We start from the raw sequence: 15,552 nt of genomic DNA, 5'->3' as shown, positions 1-15,552 counted from the left end.
CGCCAGCCGGCGAGACCGCCCGTCCGGGCCTTTCGAACCCTCAGATATTGCCGCGCGTGGCGCTCCAGGGCTGCTCGGCTCCGCCGCTCCGGCTGGTGCCGCTGATGCGCCCATCCTCGACGCGTCCGGTGTAGCTGCGGCCGCCCGCTGTGAAGGAGATCTCGGCGCCGTTCATCTTCGCGTCGCTGATCGCCACCGGCTTGCCGCCGAGAGAAAGCGTGCCGCTCAGCGCCTGGAACTTCTGGCTCAGGCGCAGCTCGCCGTCGGGCAGGCGCCAGTTGCCGCCGACCTTAGCGGGCACGATCCACTTATGCGCCCGGCAGAAGGAGGAGCAGTCGTTCGAGATCTCGATGCTCTGGTCGGGCTCCCACTCGTCCATGGTGAAGGTGTTCGAGATGACGCGCGTGCCCGGCTTCATGTCGAGAATGGTCGGGCGCAGCCTGACATTGAGCTCCGGCAGCAGGAACAGGGTCAGCACGGTGGCGTCCGAGAAGTCGGTCTCGAAGATATCACCATGCCGGAAGGTCGCCTTGTCGGTGACGCCTTCCTTCTCGGCATTGCGTTGCGAGAGCGTGACGAGGTCGGGATTGTATTCGATGCCATGGGCGCGGATGCCGCGCTTGGCGGCAGTGATGACGGTGCGCCCGTCGCCGGAGCCGAGGTCGATCACGTAGTCGGTCGGCGTCGCGCCGGCCATGTTCAGCATGGTGTCGATCAGCGCCTGTCGCGTCGGAACCCAGACCACGTCCTTGCCCTCCTGGCCCGAGACCGGCTCGTAGTCCTTGGCGGGAGCCTGCGTCGCCGGGGCGCCGGTCGCGGGGGCAGGAGCCGTCTGGGCCCAGGCCACCCCGAGCGAGAGGAGCGAGGCGGCGCATGCGGCGGTCAGGGTGCGCATCGGTTTCATCGGTCGTGTCCTTTTGGGGTGCGGAGGGGTCAATCGGAGGCGGCGGCAGGCTGGAGCCGGCCCGGGACCGGGACCGGCTCGGAGGCGGGCGCTCCGGCTATCGGCCGCCGGAAGAGCAGGAGAGGGGCGCCGGCCGCGACGACGGCGAGGCCGAGCAGCGCGCCCCTGCCGGTATAGGCGAGGCTCGCATGCAGCATGTAGGCGCAGCTCAGGCAGAACAGGATCGGCGTCAGCGGGTAGAGCGGCACGCGGAAAGGCAGCTCCCGGTCCGGCTCGCGCCAGCGCAGGACGAAGAGCGCGATGCCGACGAGCAGCAGGAAGGCCCAGAAGACCGGCGCCGTGTAATCGACCATCGCCTGGAAGCCGTCGCGCGTCGCCGAGCCCAGCACGACGAGCAGCAACGCGACCACGGCCTGCAGGACGAGGCCGTTCGCCGGCGTGCGGCCGCGCGCATCCCATTCGGCGACGCGCGGCAGCAGCGTCAGGTCGCGCGCCATCGCGTAATAGACCCGCGCGCCGGTGAAGATCGTCGCGTTGAGCGTCGAGAAGGCCGCCGCGACGATGGCGACGCTGACGAGCAGGGCGCCCGGCTCGCCTGCGACCGCGCGCATCATGTCGGTGGCGACGGCGCTGGAGGCGCGCAGCCCTTCGAGGCCCAATATGTCGAGTAGCGCGATATTGGCGAGCACATAGAGCGTGGTGATGACCGCCGTGCCGATCACCAGGACCTGGGCGATCTTGCGTGGCGCGTCGCGCAGCTCGCCGGAGAGGTAGGCCGCCTCGTTCCAGCCGCCATAGGTCAGCAGGACGAAGATCATTGCCATGCCGAGGGCGGCGCCGCCTGTCGAGCCGGGGTCGGAAGCGGGCGGGGCCGCCGCCGGCTCTCCGCCGACGAACAGGCCCAGCAGGATGATCGCGCCGATGGCGCCGATCTCGACGAAGGTGATCGCGATCTGCGTCCGCTTGCTCTGCACGGTGCCGACGATGTTGAGCCCGGTCAGCAGGAGGATGGCGAGCGCGGCATAGATCGCCGTGCTGTGCGGGCCGAGCGGCCAGAGCTGCGTGGCATAGTCGCCCAGCACGAAGGCGACGGCGGCGATCGCGCCGGTCTGGATCACCGAGCCGCGGGCCCAGCCGAACAGCATCGCGACCGGTCGGCCAAAGGCCCGGGACAGGAAATGGTATTCGCCGCCGGCGTGGGGATGGGCGGCGGCGAGCTCCGCATAGCAAAGTGCGCCGATCAGCGTGACGAGGCCGCCGACGAGCCAGGTCGCGATGAAGGCGAACTCGCTCTCGACATTTCCGGCCACCAGCGAAGGCGTCTTGAAGATGCCTATCCCGACGACGATCCCGACCATGATGATGACGGCATCGAACACAGAGAGAATGGGTTGCGGCTCGGATCGACTCGATGGTGGATTCTGCATCAGCGCCTCGTTGTCGGTCGGGCGCTCAGGGTGGACGAGCGAATGCGGCGACAACCTGTCCGTGCAGTCACGGTGCCGTGAGGCCGGCGCGGCCTTCGATCACGGTGTCGTCAGGACGGTCCCGGCCGGCCTCCGTCCGGGGTGCGATCTGGCGAAATCATTGACTTCAAGCGGCGCATCCTGTCTTCACACCGGCCATGACCGATATCTCGACCTTTGACGCTCCGGCGGCGGCCGGCGCCCCGCATGCGCGCCGGCGCACTTTCGCGATCATCTCGCACCCGGACGCCGGCAAGACGACGCTGACCGAAAAGCTGCTCTATTTCGGCGGCGCGATCCAGCTTGCCGGCGAAGTCCGCGCCAAGGCCGGGCGGCGCCAGACCTCGTCGGACTGGATGAAGATCGAGCGCCAGCGCGGCATCTCGGTGGTGACCTCGGTGATGACCTTCGAATATGGCGGGCATGTCTTCAACCTGCTCGACACGCCGGGCCACGAGGACTTCTCGGAGGATACCTATCGCACGCTGACCGCGGTCGATTCCGCCGTGATGGTGATCGACGCCGCCAAGGGCATCGAGGCGCGGACCAAGAAGCTGTTCGAGGTCTGCCGGCTGCGCGACATCCCGATCGTCACCTTCATCAACAAGGTCGATCGCGAGACGCGCGACCCCTTCGACCTGATCAACGAGATCGAGACGACGCTGGCGCTCGACGTCGCGCCGATGACCTGGCCGGTCGGGCGCGGGCGTGAGTTCGTCGGTACGCTCGACTTCGCCTCGAACACTTTTCGCCGCAACCAGAAGGGCGACGAGAGCGATGCCGGCACGCCCGTCGCCGGCGAGGATGATCCGCTCTTCGACGAGCTCTTGCCGAACGGCCTCGCCGAGACCTGGCGCGAGGAGGTCTTCCTGGCCCGCGAGGGGCTGAAGCCCTTCGACCTGGATTCCTTCCGCGAGGGCCATCTGACGCCGGTCTATTTCGGTGCGGCCCTGCGCGACTACGGCGTGCGTGACCTGATCGACGCGCTCGGCCGCTACGCGCCGAGCCCGCGCGCGCAGGTCGCCGACAAACGCGCGATCGAGGCCAGCGAGCCGAAGATGACCGGCTTCGTCTTCAAGATCCAGGCGAACATGGATCCGAACCATCGCGACCGCATCGCCTTCATGCGGGTCTGCTCGGGCAAGCTCTCGCGCGGCATGAAGGCGAAGCTGGTGCGGACCTCGAAGCCGATGCCGCTTAACGCGCCGCAATTCTTCTTCGCCCGCGACCGCTCGATCGCCGAGGAGGCCTATGCCGGCGATATCGTCGGCCTGCCCAACCATGGCACCTTGCGCATCGGTGACACGCTGACCGAGGGCGAGGATATCGTCTTCAAGGGCGTGCCGAGCTTCGCGCCGGAAATCCTGCGCCGCGTCAAGCTCAAGGACGCGATGAAGGCGAAGAAGCTGCGCGAGGCCTTGCAGCAGATGGCCGAGGAAGGCGTCGTCCAGCTCTTCCTGCCGCATGACGGCGCGCCGGCCATCGTCGGCGTCGTCGGCGCGCTGCAGCTCGACGTGCTGAAGGAGCGGATGGAGGCGGAGTATTCGCTCCCCGTGGATTTCGAGCCGTGCCAGTTCGCGATCGCACGCTGGGTCTCCTCCGAGGATCAGGCGGCGCTGGCGAAGTTCGTGGCGTTGAAGCCCTCGTCCATGGCGGACGATCTCGACGGCGACCCGGTGTTCATGGCCTCGTCGCAGTTCACGCTGAAATACGATGCCGAGCGCGCGCCGGAAATCAGCTTTTCCGATGTGAAGGACTATCAGAAAGTCACGAAGGGCTGAGCCAGGCTCAGGGCTTGCGCTCGGCGAAATCGAGCGGAATGGCCGTCGTCGATTTCAGCTCCTCCATGGCGAACATCGAGGTGACGTCGCTCAGGTCGATCCGCGAGATCAGCTTCTTGTAGAGCGCGTCATAGGCGGCGATGTCGGAGACATAGGCCTTGAGCAGGTAATCGATGTCGCCGCTCATCCGGTAGAAATCGACGATCTCTGGCAGGTCGTGCACGGCCGAGTGGAAGCGCTCCAGCCATTCCATCGAGTGCCGCGCCGTCTTGACCGCTATGAAGACCGTGACGCCGGCATTGAGCTGGTCCCTGTCGAGCAGCGCGACGCGGCGCTTGATGTAACCTCCGGCCTCGAGCTTCTGGACGCGCCGCCAGCACGGCGTCGGCGAAAGCCCGACCACCTCCGCGAGCTCGGCAAGCGGCAGGGTGGCATCCTGTTGCAGCTGCTCGAGGATGCGAAGATCGAAGACGTCCAGCTTGCTCATGTGACCTCAATCGCTTCTGGACGCAGTTTCTCTCCTTGGCGAAGGGTTAACAATAATTTTCTCACTTTTTCAAGATATTGAGTAACTGGTTTCATTTTTTCACCAATCGGCCGTGAGATCGCAAACTGCTTTCAGCGCCCGCCGCTATCATGGAATTCACGATGGATTCGATGGAGCGGCGAGATGCAGGGTGTTCTGAGCGCGGAGCGGCGGGGGGCGGTGCTCCGCAACCTGCGGACCGATGCAAGCACTCTCTCGCGCGACTATCTCGCCGCGGCGCGCGGTGTGCTGCAGGAACTCGTGGCCATGCCGGACCTGATCCAGCGCCTGCCGCTGGAGCGCAAGGCGGGCACCTACAGCCGCAATCTGCTGGCCGGCGACGGGGTGGTCAGCGTTTGGGCGATGGTCTGGGGCGAGGGCTCGACCACCTGCATCCACGACCATCATTGCTCCTGCTGCTTCGGCGTCGTCTCGGGCACGGTCACCGAAACCTGGTATCGCGCGATCGACGCCACCCGCGCCGTTCCCACCGAGGAACAGGAGCGCCTCGCCGGCTATGTCGCCTGCATGATCCCGTCGGGACCGAACATTCACCGCATGCGCAATTTCGGGCCGGGCGAGGCGATCTCGATCCATATCTACGGCTACGACCATGAGGCCCATGCCTCTTCCGTCGAAACCGAATATACCGTTGCCGAGGGCTGATCAGTCTCGGCTGCGCGACTGCCGGGGATAGAGGCGCGTCCTTATCCCCGCTGCGCGCGACGGCGCGATGATGGCGCTCCCCCTGTCGTGGAGCAGCCCAGCGATGTCGATATTCGGTTCCACCGCTTCGGCCCTGCCGGAGAGCGCCCATTCCTTCGCGGTGACCCCGGACCGGCTGCGCCGGCTTGCGCCCGGTGGCAAGGCCGCGCTCATCGCGGGCGTCGCCGCGGAATTCGACGGGTTGGCCACGCGCCATGAGGTCACGACGCGCCTGCGCCTCTGCCATTTCCTGGCTCAGGCCGCGCATGAGACGGACGGGTTCAGGACGCTGGAGGAATATGGCGGGCCTGCTTATTTCGCCCGCTATGACGGCCGGCGCGATCTCGGCAACACGCAAGCCGGGGACGGCGCGCGTTATCATGGCCGCGGCGTCTTCCAGCTCACGGGCCGCTGGAACTACCGGCGCTTCGGCAGCCTGCTCGGCATCGATCTCGAGGGCCATCCGGAGCTGGCGAAACGGCCGGACATCTCGCTTGCCATCGCCTTTGCCTATTGGCGCGAGCGCGGCCTCAACGACGCGGCCGACGCCGACGACGTGGTCCGCGTCACGAAGCTGATCAATGGCGGGCGTAACGGCCTGGCAGAGAGGACACGGCTGCTGGCCGTGGCGAAGGGGATTTGGGCGTGACCATAGGGCGTGGGATCCCCTCTCCTGTAAGGAGAGGGGTAGGGGTGAGGTGTCGGCCATTTGACGTTGTCGTTGTGACCTAACGGCGGCTCCGCTTCCAGCTCACGGGTCCAGGGGCCTACACCTCACCCTGCCCTCTCCTTACAGGAGAGGGTTCCCCGCGCGTTTTGCGGTTACCCAGAAGCCAGACTTACGCGTGCCCCGCCTTCAGCGCCTGGTCGAGATCGGCATAAAGGTCCTCGACATCCTCGATGCCGGTCGAGAGCCGGAGCAGGTCGGTGGGACAAGGCGAGCCGGCGCCCTCGATCGAGGCGCGATGCTCGATCAGGCTCTCGACGCCGCCGAGCGAGGTGGCGCGCTTGTAGAGCTCGACCTTGGCCGCGCTGGCAACCGCCGCCTTCTCGCCGCCGGTGACCTGGACCGACAGCATGAAGCCGAAGCCGCCCTCCATCTGACGCGCGGCGATGTCGTGGCCGGGATGCTGCGGCAGGCCGGGATAGAGCACACGCGCGACCAGCGGGTGAGCCGAGAGGCGCTGCGCCAGCGCCATGGCCGAGGTGCTCTGGCGCTCCTGGCGGACGTGAAGGGTGCGCATGCCGCGCATCAGCAGATAGGCCTCGAAGGGGCCGAGGATCCCGCCCTGCATCTTGCGGACCGTCTTCACGCGGTTCCAGAACGCGTCATCGTCGCGGGCGCAAAGCGCACCGGCGACGACGTCGGAATGGCCGTTCAGCACCTTGGTCGCGGCGTGCATGACGATGTCGGCGCCGAGCGTCAGCGGGCGGGTATGGACCGGCGAGGCGCAAGTCGAATCGACCGCGAGCTTGGCGCCGGCGGCATGGGCGATCTCGGCGGCGGCGGCGATGTCGGTGATGGTCCAGAGCGGGTTCGAGGGCGTCTCGGCCCAGACCAGCCTGGTGACGCCCGGCTTCACGGCGGCCTTGAGCGCGACGAGATCGTCGGTCTCGACGAAATCGATCTTCAGGCCCCAGCGCGTCGCTTCCGTGAGCAGCCAGGAGCGCAAAGCCCAATACATCACCTTGGAGGCGACGACATGGTCGCCCGGCGACAGCGCCTGGAAGACGGCGGTCGCGGCCGCCATGCCCGAGCCGAAGAGCAGCGCGCCTGCCTTCGCCTGCTCGAGCATGGCGAGCACGCTCTCGGCCTCGCGCACCGTCTCGTTGTCGGGCCGGCCATAGACGAAGCCGGAGGAATAGGCGTTGTCCTCGTCGCGGATATAGGTCGTGGCGATGTGGATCGGGGTCACGACGCCCTTGGTCAGCGGATCGACCTTGCCCATGGCCTGTGCGGCGAGCGAGCGGGGATGAAGCGGGCGCTTGGTCATGGCGGTGCGACTGGTTCCGAGAGGGACTGCAGGCGCTCATGTGGAACAGGTGCAGGGGCAGAGGCAAGGGCCGGTGCTCTGACGTCGACGCAGACGCGCCATGCCGCGGTCCGGAGACCTTGGAACGGTTCGTCAGCCGAATGCCAGGTCGAAGAGCAGCTTGATGTTGAGCACGATGATGATGGCGGCGACGATCGCCGCGCCCGCCGTCAGCCAGCGCGGCGCGACGAGCTCGCCCATCTTGGCGCGGGAGGCGGTGAGCATCACCAGGGGAACCACGGCGAAGGGAAGCTGGAAGCTCAGGACCACCTGCGAAAGAATGAGCAGCTTGCCGGTCTGTCCTGCGCCATAGATCAGCGTCACCGCGATCGCCGGGATGATGGCGACGAGCCGGGTCACCAGCCGGCGCAGCCAGGCCGGCAGGCGCAGGTCGATGAAGCCTTCCATGACGATCTGCCCGGCCATGGTGGCCGTGACCGTCGAATTGAGGCCGCAGCACAGAAGCGCGATGGCGAAGAGCGAGGGGGCGATCGAGGCGCCCAGCAGCGGCGCCAGCAGTTCATGCGCGCGCCCCAGTTCCGAGACCTCGTGCTGGCCGGTCTTGTAGAAGGTCGCGGCCGCGAGGATCAGGATGCCGGCATTGATGGCCAAAGCGAAGGTCAGGGCCACGGTCGAGTCGAGCGTGGCGTATTTCAGCGCCTCTCGCTTCTCCGGCAGGCTCTCGCCATAGGCGCGGGTCTGCACGATGCCGGAATGAAGGTAGAGATTGTGGGGCATCACCGTCGCGCCGATGATGCCGAGCGCGAGATAGAGCATGTTGGGGTTGGTGACGATGTCGGTCGTCGGCGCGAAGCCGCGGACGACCTGGCCCCAGTCCGGGTCGGCGAGCGCGATCTGGACCGCGAAACAGACGGCGATGACGCCGAGCAGCGTGATGATGAAAGCCTCGATCCAACGAAAACCCTTGGTCTGCAGCCAGAGGATGATGAAGACGTCGAGCGCCGTGATCAGCACGCCGATCTCGAGCGGAATCCCGAACAGCAGGTTGAGGCCGATCGCGGTGCCGATGACTTCGGCGAGATCGGTCGCGCAAATGGCGAGCTCGGCCAGAAGCCAGAGCGGCCAGGCAGCCCAGCGCGGATAGGCGTCCCGGCAGGCCTGGGCGAGGTCGCGCCCGGTCGCGATGGCGAGGCGCGCGCAGAGCGACTGCAGGATGATCGCCATGATGTTGGAGACGAGCGCGACGACCAGCAGCGCGTAGCCGAACTGGGCCCCACCGGCGAGCGAGGTCGCCCAGTTGCCGGGATCCATATAGCCGACGGCGACGAGATAGCCGGGGCCGAGAAAGGTCAGGAACTTGCGCCAGGGAGAGGCCTTGGCCGCGACCGGGATCGACCTGAACACGTCGAGCAAGGACGGCTCGCCGCGCTTGCGAAGCCAATCGGGCTGCTTGGAAGCGCTCGCAGTCTCGATCGCCATGGCGCGCCTCACTTGCAATTCGTTTGCAAGAGCGACGGTGGCACGCTCGCGAAAGGCCGTCAATGCTTTTGCAAACGAATTGCAATAGATGCAAAGCCGCCATGCGATCCGCGTTGATGGCGGCGTGCGGAGGGCTCGCGGCTCAGCCGATCGAGCGTTCGATCACCCGCAGCACGGTGGCGCGCAGCTCGGCGATGGTGAAGGGCTTGGTCATCACCTCCTCGACGATCGCCTCCAGGCTCTTGGCGCGCTCGCGCTGCTCGGCATAGCCGGTCATCAGCATGATCGGGAGCTCGGGGAATTCCTGCTTGGCGGCGAGCGCGAGCGCGATGCCGTCCATCAGCGGCATGCGGATATCGGTGAGAAGGAGGTCGAACCGGCCCTTCTCGGCGATCAGGATCTCCAGCGCCTCGGCGCCATCTCCGGCCATCAGGCAGTCATGGCCATCGAGGCCCAGGCCGCGGGCCACCAGGGCGCGCAGGCTCTCCTCGTCATCTACGACCAGAATTCGCGACATCGCTCAGATTCCCGGCAGGCCGGCCTGGTCGGCCGTCTCGATCACGCCGACATAGGGCAATTGCCGATAGGAATGCGCCACGTCCATGCCGTAGCCGACGACGAAATAGTCGGGGCACTCGAAGCCGACATGGTCGGCCTTGATGTTGACGGCGCGCTTGCCGGGCTTCTCCAGCAAGACGGCCGTCGAGACATGGGCCCCGCGCGCCGCCAGCAGGTCCTTGGCGAAGGCCAGCGTCCGCCCGGATTCGAGAATGTCGTCGACCAGCAGCACCTGGCGATCGCGCACATCGCTCTGCACGTCGCGCAGGATCTCGACCTGGCCCGAGGAGATCGTCGCGCTGCGATAGCTCGAGAGATGGACGAACTCGACCTGGGGCGACATGCCGGCCCGGTGCATCGCCCGGATCAGGTCGGCGACGAACATGAAGCTGCCCTTCAGCACCGCGACGACCAGGAGATCGGCCGGGGCGGATGCCGCGATCGCGCGCGCCATCTCCTCGTTGCGGCGCGCGATGGCCTCTTCTTCGTAGAGCACCCTGATGCGTTGGGGCTGAGTCATTTTGCCTCGTGTTCCTTTTCGGGTCTCGCCGGCAGCCGGCCGCCCGGTTTGGCGCAGCGCGCTGCGCGATCCGATCCTGATCGCAGGTTTATACGATTGCTTCGCAGGGGATAGTGGGGCCGGGCGCCGACATCGACAAGCGCGGGCCAAGTCCGGTTCAGCGCGCGCTGGCGAGTCCGGTCGGCTTGGCCGACGTGAAGCGGACCAGGACCGTTTGCCCCGCCTCCGGAGGCGCGGCGAGCCGCGCGCGGAAGCGGACGAGCTCGGCAGGCTCCAGGCTCTCGCGCGGGGGCTCGGTCGCCCAGGTGTAAAGCGTCTGCCCGGACGCGTCCCTGACGGCGACCTCGATCGGCGGCATCCTGGTCTTGCTGCGGGAGATGTTGGTGACATCGCCCTCGACCACCAGGAAGCGCCCTTGCGCGTCCTGGACCACGCCGCTCTCGATGCCGGTCAGGCTCAGGCCGCGCACATTCACGGGCAGGCCCAGCTTTTCGAAGACGGCGGCGAGCTGAGGCGCGCCCCGCACCGCCATGTCGCGCTTCCAGACGAGAAGGGCGAGGCAGGCGATGCCGCAAGCCGTCAGCGCGGGCACGGCGAAGCGGCGCAAGCCGGTCGATGGCTGCGGCGCCGGCCCGTGCCCCTTGCGCCCGGCCTTGCGTTTGCGCGAGCGGTCGCGCTTGCTGCGCTCCTGTGTCGCGGGGTCGGATTGCTCGCCGCGCTCCGCCGTCAGGGCCGAGACCTGCTCGTCGATTTCGGCGGCACGGCGCAGCTCTTCATCCAGAAGCGCGGTGGTTTCCTCGCTGCTCGGCGCGTCCGGAAAATCAGAGGCTTCCGGGGCGGCCTCGACATGCCAGAGCGTCTCGCATTTGGCGCAGCGCACCTTGCGCCCGGTCGGGCCGAGCTTGGCCGGATCGAGTTCGTAGCGGCTGGCGCAGGACGGGCAGACGATCAGCATGGCTCGGGGACAGGTTCCTTCGCGAGGGCGGCCGCAGCCTGGCCAAAGCCTTCACCGGCGTCGCAGGCCGATTCAAGCATTCGCGCCCAAGTTGAGGAGCCCCACGCCCATTGGTGCGAATTATGGTTAACGCTACGTGAAGAACCCGTGCCGCATGCTGATGAAACATCATCGCGGCTTTCCGTCGGCCCCGGCTTGCAGTGTAGGATCGGCGGTGAGATTCGCAGGCACTCGCTGTCGGGATGCAGAATTCAAAGGGACAGGGTTTGGTTCGGTTCGAGAATGTCGGCTTGCGATACGGCATGGGTCCGGAGGTGCTGAAGGATATCAACTTCAGCATCGCGCCACGCTCGTTCCAGTATCTCACCGGTCCGTCCGGGGCGGGCAAGACGACGCTGATCCGGCTCGTGCTGATGGCGCTTAAGCCGACGCGCGGGCTGGTCAACCTGTTCGGCCAGGACGTGTCGCGGCTGGACGCCACCACCCTGACCGCCTTTCGGCGCCGCATGGGCGTCGTGTTCCAGGATTTCCGGCTGCTCGATCATCTCACGGTCTACGAGAATGTGGCGCTGCCCTTGCGGGTGCTCGGCAAGGAGGAGGCGAGCTACCGCGCCGAGGTGGTGGAGCTCCTGCGCTGGGTGGGCCTCGGCGAGCGTATGCATGCCGTGCCCACTGTCCTCTCCGGCGGCGAGAAGCAAAGGGCGGCGATCGCGCGCGCGCTGATCGGCCGGCCGGAGCTGCTGCTGGCGGACGAGCCCACCGGCAATGTCGATCCTGGCCTCGGGCGGCGGCTGCTGCGGTTGTTCATGGAGCTGCAATCGCTCGGAACCGCCGTGGTGATCGCGACCCATGATCTCGGGCTGATGGAGCTCTACGACGCGCCGCGCCTGGTCCTCGCCGACGGCCATCTCCATGTCGACGACTGAAGCCCGATGACCGAAGCCGAGGATCATGACGCCGATCCGGGCGAGCGCGCCTTGCCGCTCAACCTCCGGCGCGACCAGCCGCTGGTTCCGGTCGATTCGGCGGCCGGGCGGGCGCTGGTGGCGGTGATCGCGATCCTGACCTTCCTCGCCGCGCTCAGCGCCGGCGCCGCCTTGCTCGCGGCGCGGGCCTCGGAGCAATGGCGCGGTGCGGTCGCCAACGAGATGACGCTGCAGATCAGGCCGGATTCGCGCCGCAACATCGATGCCGACGTCGCGCGCGCGGTCGAGATGGCGCGGGGCGTCGCCGGCATCGCCGAGGTGCGCGCCGTGCCGAAGGCGGAATCGGACCGGCTGCTCGAGCCTTGGCTCGGCACCGGGCTCGATCTGGTCGAGCTGCCGGTGCCGCGGCTGATCGTGCTGAAGCTGGGCGGGAGCGGCGGCGCGGATATCGTGGCCTTCAAGGAGGCATTGCGGCGCGAGGTTCCGACGGCGAGCCTGGACGATCATCGGCTCTGGCTGCGCCGCCTCTCGACCATGGCCAACACCATCATCCTCGCCGGCGTCGTGGTCGTGCTGCTGGTGCTGACGGCGGCGGCGCTCGCCGTCGCCTTCGCCACCCGCGGGGCGATGGCGGGCAGCCGCGACAGCGTCGAGGTCCTGCATCTCGTCGGCGCCGACGACGCATTCATCGCGCGCGAGTTCCAGAGCCGCTTCGTCCGGCTCGGCCTCAAGGGCGGCGGAGCCGGCGGGCTTGCGGCTATCGTCGCGATTGCGGTTCTTGGCTGGTTCGCCTCAAACTGGAGCGCGTCCCCCGAATCAGAGCAGATTCAGGCGATGTTCGGCGCCTTCGAGATCGGCTGGTCAGGTTACGGGGCCGTCCTGCTCGTGGCGATGATCGTTGCGGCGATCTCGGGTCTCGTCTCGCGGTTTACCGTACGGCACTATTTGCGGGTGCTCACATAGCGGGTGCTTAATATGTGGGGCTGAAAGCGGTTTTTCGTGCCGCTCTTATGCCCGATTGCCGAAATATCCTGACAAGACATGGTGATGATCGGAAGCAGGGACGGACATCTGCCGGTACGGATCGACGACAGCGGGTCGTCGCCGGGCACGGCCAATGGGTGGAGCTCTTCGCGGCGCTGGGCGGTTCGTCTGGCGCTCGTCGCCGGCGCCGTGCTGACGGCTGCGCTGGGCTTCGGCTATGTCGGGTTCGCCTCCGGGCTCGTGGCGCGCGAGCCCATGACCGTCTCGCGCACCGACGCGATCGTTGTGGTGACCGGCGGCGCGCAACGCATCGGCGATGCGATCGGCCTGCTCGGCGCCGAGCGCGGCTCGCGCCTGCTGATCAGCGGCGTCAATGAAAAGACGAGCCGCGAAGAGCTTGCCAAGCTCAATCCCGCCTCGCGCGAGCTGCTCGGCTGCTGCGTCGATCTCGACTACCGGGCCCGCAACACGATCGGCAACGCCATCGAAGCGCGGCGCTGGGTGCGCCGTCACGAGTTCCGCTCGATGCTGCTGGTGACCTCGAACTACCATATGCCGCGGGCGCTGGCCGAGTTCAGCCATGCGATGCCCGGCGTCCGCGTCGTGCCGCATCCGGTGGTGACCGACCAGATCGACACGGCGGGCTGGTGGAACGACTGGCGGACCGTGAAGATCCTGGTGCCGGAATACGCGAAATACCTGGTCGCCCGCCTGCGCAGCGTGCTGGAGGACGACCCGGAGACGTCACGGCTTTCGGTGATCATCGGCGGGCGCAAGCCGGTCTCGCCGAAACCGGCCAGCCTGCTCGGCCCGGAGAACGAAAAGCGCACGCGCCTGGGAATTGGCGCGCGCGGCGCTTGACGGCGGCAGGCCGGCGCGCTCTTTGCGCGCCATGCTGATCCTGCGCTCGCTCCTCTTCAACATCCTGTTCTATCTCAACCTGGCGCTGTGGATCGTCTTCGGCGCGCTGCCGACGCTCGTCCTGCCACGGCGCTACCTGCTTGCCGTCGCCGTGGGCTGGGCGCGCAGCGCACTCTGGCTGATGCGCGTCACCGTGGGCACGCGCTACGAGATCACCGGCCTCGAGCATATCCCTGAAGGCGGCCTGATGGTGGCCGCGAAGCACCAGTCCTTCTGGGAAACCTTCGTTCTGGTGACGCTGTTCAGCGATCCGGTCTTCATCCTGAAGCGCGAGCTGACCTGGATTCCGTTCTTCGGCTGGTGCCTCTGGAAGCTGCGGATGATCCCCGTCGATCGCGGCGCGCGTGCGCGTGCGCTGGCCGACGTCACGCGGCGCGCCAAGGTCGAGCTCCGGCAGAACGGCCGCCAGCTCCTGATCTTCCCGGAGGGGACGCGGCGGGCGCCGGGCGCGCCGCCAGCCTACAAGTTCGGCGTCGCGCATCTCTATGCCGAGCTCGGCGTGCCTTGCCTGCCGGTCGCGCTCAACTCGGGTCTGTACTGGCCGCGCCGCAAGTTCCTGCGCCGGCCCGGCACGATTCGCGTCGAGATCATGGCGCCGATCCCGCCCGGCATGCCGAAAGCGGCGTTCCAGAGGCTGCTCGAGGAGCGTATCGAAACCGCCAGCGACCGGCTGCTCGCGGTGGGGCGCGACGAGCTGGCGAAGATCGGACGCGACCCGCTCGCATAAACGGGGCGATCCCGCGCCATCATCCGCGGTTTGACCAGGTCTTCGGGCTCCTCCAGCCATGTTTTGTCAGGAGGCCGCACTCGCGCGCCTTGACACAGCGTCAGCATGTTCCCATTTTGTTCCGAACAAAGGAGGAACAGATGGCTGCTCTTGCCTTCAAATTTGACGATTGGGACGCCGCGCCCGCCACGGCTGCTTGCGAGATGCCGCTGCGTAGCGGGGCGGGGCTGGGCGAGCGCCGTTTCACGGCCTGGCGCGGCCGTTCCGGGCGGCGCTATGTCGCCTCGGTCTTCACCATCACGGACGAGCATGCGCTCGGCTTCACCGACGCGGTGCTGCTCGCGGTGTCCTCCGACCGGCGCATCATCGCGGCGCGCGACAGCGGCCCCTTCGGCGTCGAGGCGGCCCTGGGCCGCTGGCGTCGCGCGGTGGCGCTGGCCGGGGCGAGCGAAATCCATGTCCATCTGCTGGCCGAGGACGGGATGACGCGTCGCGCCGCCCTGCTCGACCTGATGCCGGAGGTCTGAGCGCTCAGAGCGCGGGGCGCGGATCGGTCAGTCCCGGAGCGAGCTCCTCGGCGAGCGCCGCCAGGACCGGATCGAAAATCCCCATCTTGTGCAGATGGTCGTGGGTGCGCAGGACATAGTCGGGGTTCTCGCCCGAGCTGCCGCGACCCTGCCGCACCAGCTTGAGCAATTCGCCCGCGGGCAGGCGCCCGGCATATTGCAGGTGCCGCCGGTCGGCGACATAGACCAGCGCCTTGACCCGCCTGCCATCTTCGAGCCTGACCGGCAGGTGCCGCTCCAGATAGACCGAGGTCGCCTGCTCGCGCTCGCGCAGATAGGCCACGGTCTCGCCGGCATGAGCGGCCGCCACCTTGAAGGCGAGGCCGCGGCAAATGCCGCCGCGATCGAGGCCGAGCACCAGCCCGGGCCGCTCCGGCGTGCCGCGATGGACATGGGAGAAGACGCAAAGCGAGCGATGGTAGCCGTTAAGCCTCGCGGCGAGGCTTTCCTCGAAGCGGAAGCCGGGCCGCCAGATCAGCGAGCCATAGCCGAAGACCCAGAGATCGTCAGAAGCGGCATCCGGTGTCATGGCTGTCCCAC

At 67.5% G+C, this 15,552-nt stretch carries 17 protein-coding genes; 8 read left to right on the top strand and 9 right to left on the bottom strand.

Going from position 1 to position 15,552, the window contains the following annotated elements; translation table 11 throughout:
- Window positions 1-40: 40 nt before the first annotated feature.
- Together ACTIF2_RS06480 and ACTIF2_RS06475 are read right to left on the bottom strand one after the other, a co-directional pair.
- Window positions 41-904 (bottom strand): class I SAM-dependent methyltransferase, encoded by an 864-nt coding sequence (locus ACTIF2_RS06480; RefSeq protein ID WP_439496226.1) that lies wholly within the window; start codon window positions 902-904, stop codon window positions 41-43.
- A 29-nt stretch (window positions 905-933) separates the two neighbouring features.
- Complete coding sequence (locus tag ACTIF2_RS06475; protein ID WP_439496225.1) at window positions 934-2,331, bottom strand: APC family permease; 1,398 nt, start codon at window positions 2,329-2,331, stop codon at window positions 934-936.
- A 197-nt stretch (window positions 2,332-2,528) separates the two neighbouring features.
- Here ACTIF2_RS06475 and ACTIF2_RS06470 point away from each other — a divergent pair, with 197 nt between their 5' ends.
- Window positions 2,529-4,151: a peptide chain release factor 3 gene (locus ACTIF2_RS06470; RefSeq protein ID WP_439496224.1), complete on the top strand. Its 1,623-nt coding sequence runs from the start codon at window positions 2,529-2,531 to the stop codon at window positions 4,149-4,151.
- A gap of 7 nt (window positions 4,152-4,158) precedes the next feature.
- Here the strand turns inward: ACTIF2_RS06470 and ACTIF2_RS06465 are convergent, their stop codons facing one another.
- Complete coding sequence (locus tag ACTIF2_RS06465) at window positions 4,159-4,629, bottom strand: Lrp/AsnC family transcriptional regulator (protein ID WP_439496497.1); 471 nt, start codon at window positions 4,627-4,629, stop codon at window positions 4,159-4,161.
- A 192-nt stretch (window positions 4,630-4,821) separates the two neighbouring features.
- On the opposite strand from ACTIF2_RS06465, the gene ACTIF2_RS06460 reads away from it, so the two are divergent.
- Window positions 4,822-5,343: a cysteine dioxygenase gene (locus ACTIF2_RS06460; RefSeq protein WP_439496223.1), complete on the top strand. Its 522-nt coding sequence runs from the start codon at window positions 4,822-4,824 to the stop codon at window positions 5,341-5,343.
- A 103-nt stretch (window positions 5,344-5,446) separates the two neighbouring features.
- Window positions 5,447-6,031: a glycoside hydrolase family 19 protein gene (locus ACTIF2_RS06455; protein ID WP_439496222.1), complete on the top strand. Its 585-nt coding sequence runs from the start codon at window positions 5,447-5,449 to the stop codon at window positions 6,029-6,031.
- Window positions 6,032-6,221: 190 nt separating this feature from the next.
- On the opposite strand, the gene ACTIF2_RS06450 is transcribed toward ACTIF2_RS06455, so the two are convergent.
- From ACTIF2_RS06450 to ACTIF2_RS06430, 5 genes are all read right to left on the bottom strand, one after another.
- Window positions 6,222-7,376, bottom strand: a complete 1,155-nt coding sequence (locus ACTIF2_RS06450; RefSeq protein WP_439496221.1) for a trans-sulfuration enzyme family protein — start codon at window positions 7,374-7,376, stop codon at window positions 6,222-6,224.
- A gap of 132 nt (window positions 7,377-7,508) precedes the next feature.
- Entirely contained in the window at window positions 7,509-8,855 is a 1,347-nt protein-coding gene (locus ACTIF2_RS06445) for an Nramp family divalent metal transporter (RefSeq protein WP_439496220.1), read from the bottom strand.
- A gap of 142 nt (window positions 8,856-8,997) precedes the next feature.
- Complete coding sequence (locus ACTIF2_RS06440) at window positions 8,998-9,372, bottom strand: response regulator (RefSeq protein WP_439496219.1); 375 nt, start codon at window positions 9,370-9,372, stop codon at window positions 8,998-9,000.
- Window positions 9,373-9,375: 3 nt separating this feature from the next.
- Window positions 9,376-9,933, bottom strand: a complete 558-nt coding sequence (gene hpt, locus ACTIF2_RS06435; protein WP_439496218.1) for a hypoxanthine phosphoribosyltransferase — start codon at window positions 9,931-9,933, stop codon at window positions 9,376-9,378.
- 157 nt (window positions 9,934-10,090) lie between these two features.
- Window positions 10,091-10,888 carry a DUF3426 domain-containing protein gene (locus ACTIF2_RS06430; RefSeq protein WP_439496217.1) on the bottom strand — a complete coding sequence of 266 codons (798 nt, stop codon included), beginning with the start codon at window positions 10,886-10,888 and terminating at the stop codon, window positions 10,091-10,093.
- Between the two features lie 242 nt (window positions 10,889-11,130).
- On the opposite strand from ACTIF2_RS06430, the gene ftsE reads away from it, so the two are divergent.
- The 5 genes from ftsE to ACTIF2_RS06405 all read left to right on the top strand — a co-directional run bounded on the left by ftsE (window position 11,131) and on the right by ACTIF2_RS06405 (window position 14,973).
- Complete coding sequence (ftsE, locus tag ACTIF2_RS06425; protein ID WP_439496216.1) at window positions 11,131-11,814, top strand: cell division ATP-binding protein FtsE; 684 nt, start codon at window positions 11,131-11,133, stop codon at window positions 11,812-11,814.
- A 6-nt stretch (window positions 11,815-11,820) separates the two neighbouring features.
- Window positions 11,821-12,777: a cell division protein FtsX gene (locus ACTIF2_RS06420; RefSeq protein WP_439496215.1), complete on the top strand. Its 957-nt coding sequence runs from the start codon at window positions 11,821-11,823 to the stop codon at window positions 12,775-12,777.
- A gap of 84 nt (window positions 12,778-12,861) precedes the next feature.
- Window positions 12,862-13,659: a YdcF family protein gene (locus ACTIF2_RS06415; RefSeq protein WP_439496214.1), complete on the top strand. Its 798-nt coding sequence runs from the start codon at window positions 12,862-12,864 to the stop codon at window positions 13,657-13,659.
- A 31-nt stretch (window positions 13,660-13,690) separates the two neighbouring features.
- The gene (locus tag ACTIF2_RS06410) at window positions 13,691-14,446 is read left to right on the top strand and encodes a lysophospholipid acyltransferase family protein (protein ID WP_439496496.1); all 756 of its coding nucleotides are present in this window, start codon (window positions 13,691-13,693) and stop codon (window positions 14,444-14,446) included.
- Window positions 14,447-14,586: 140 nt separating this feature from the next.
- Window positions 14,587-14,973 carry a hypothetical protein gene (locus tag ACTIF2_RS06405; protein ID WP_439496213.1) on the top strand — a complete coding sequence of 129 codons (387 nt, stop codon included), beginning with the start codon at window positions 14,587-14,589 and terminating at the stop codon, window positions 14,971-14,973.
- 4 nt (window positions 14,974-14,977) lie between these two features.
- Here the strand turns inward: ACTIF2_RS06405 and ACTIF2_RS06400 are convergent, their stop codons facing one another.
- A complete protein-coding gene (locus ACTIF2_RS06400) occupies window positions 14,978-15,541 on the bottom strand; it encodes a gamma-glutamylcyclotransferase (RefSeq protein WP_439496212.1) in 564 nt (187 codons plus the stop codon).
- Window positions 15,542-15,552 lie beyond the last annotated feature (11 nt).

Source organism: Allobosea sp., assembly GCF_051860145.1.
Classification (GTDB): domain Bacteria; phylum Pseudomonadota; class Alphaproteobacteria; order Rhizobiales; family Beijerinckiaceae; genus Allobosea.
Note: the sequence above shows the minus strand (reverse complement) of the source record. Positions and strands in the feature narration are given on the sequence as shown.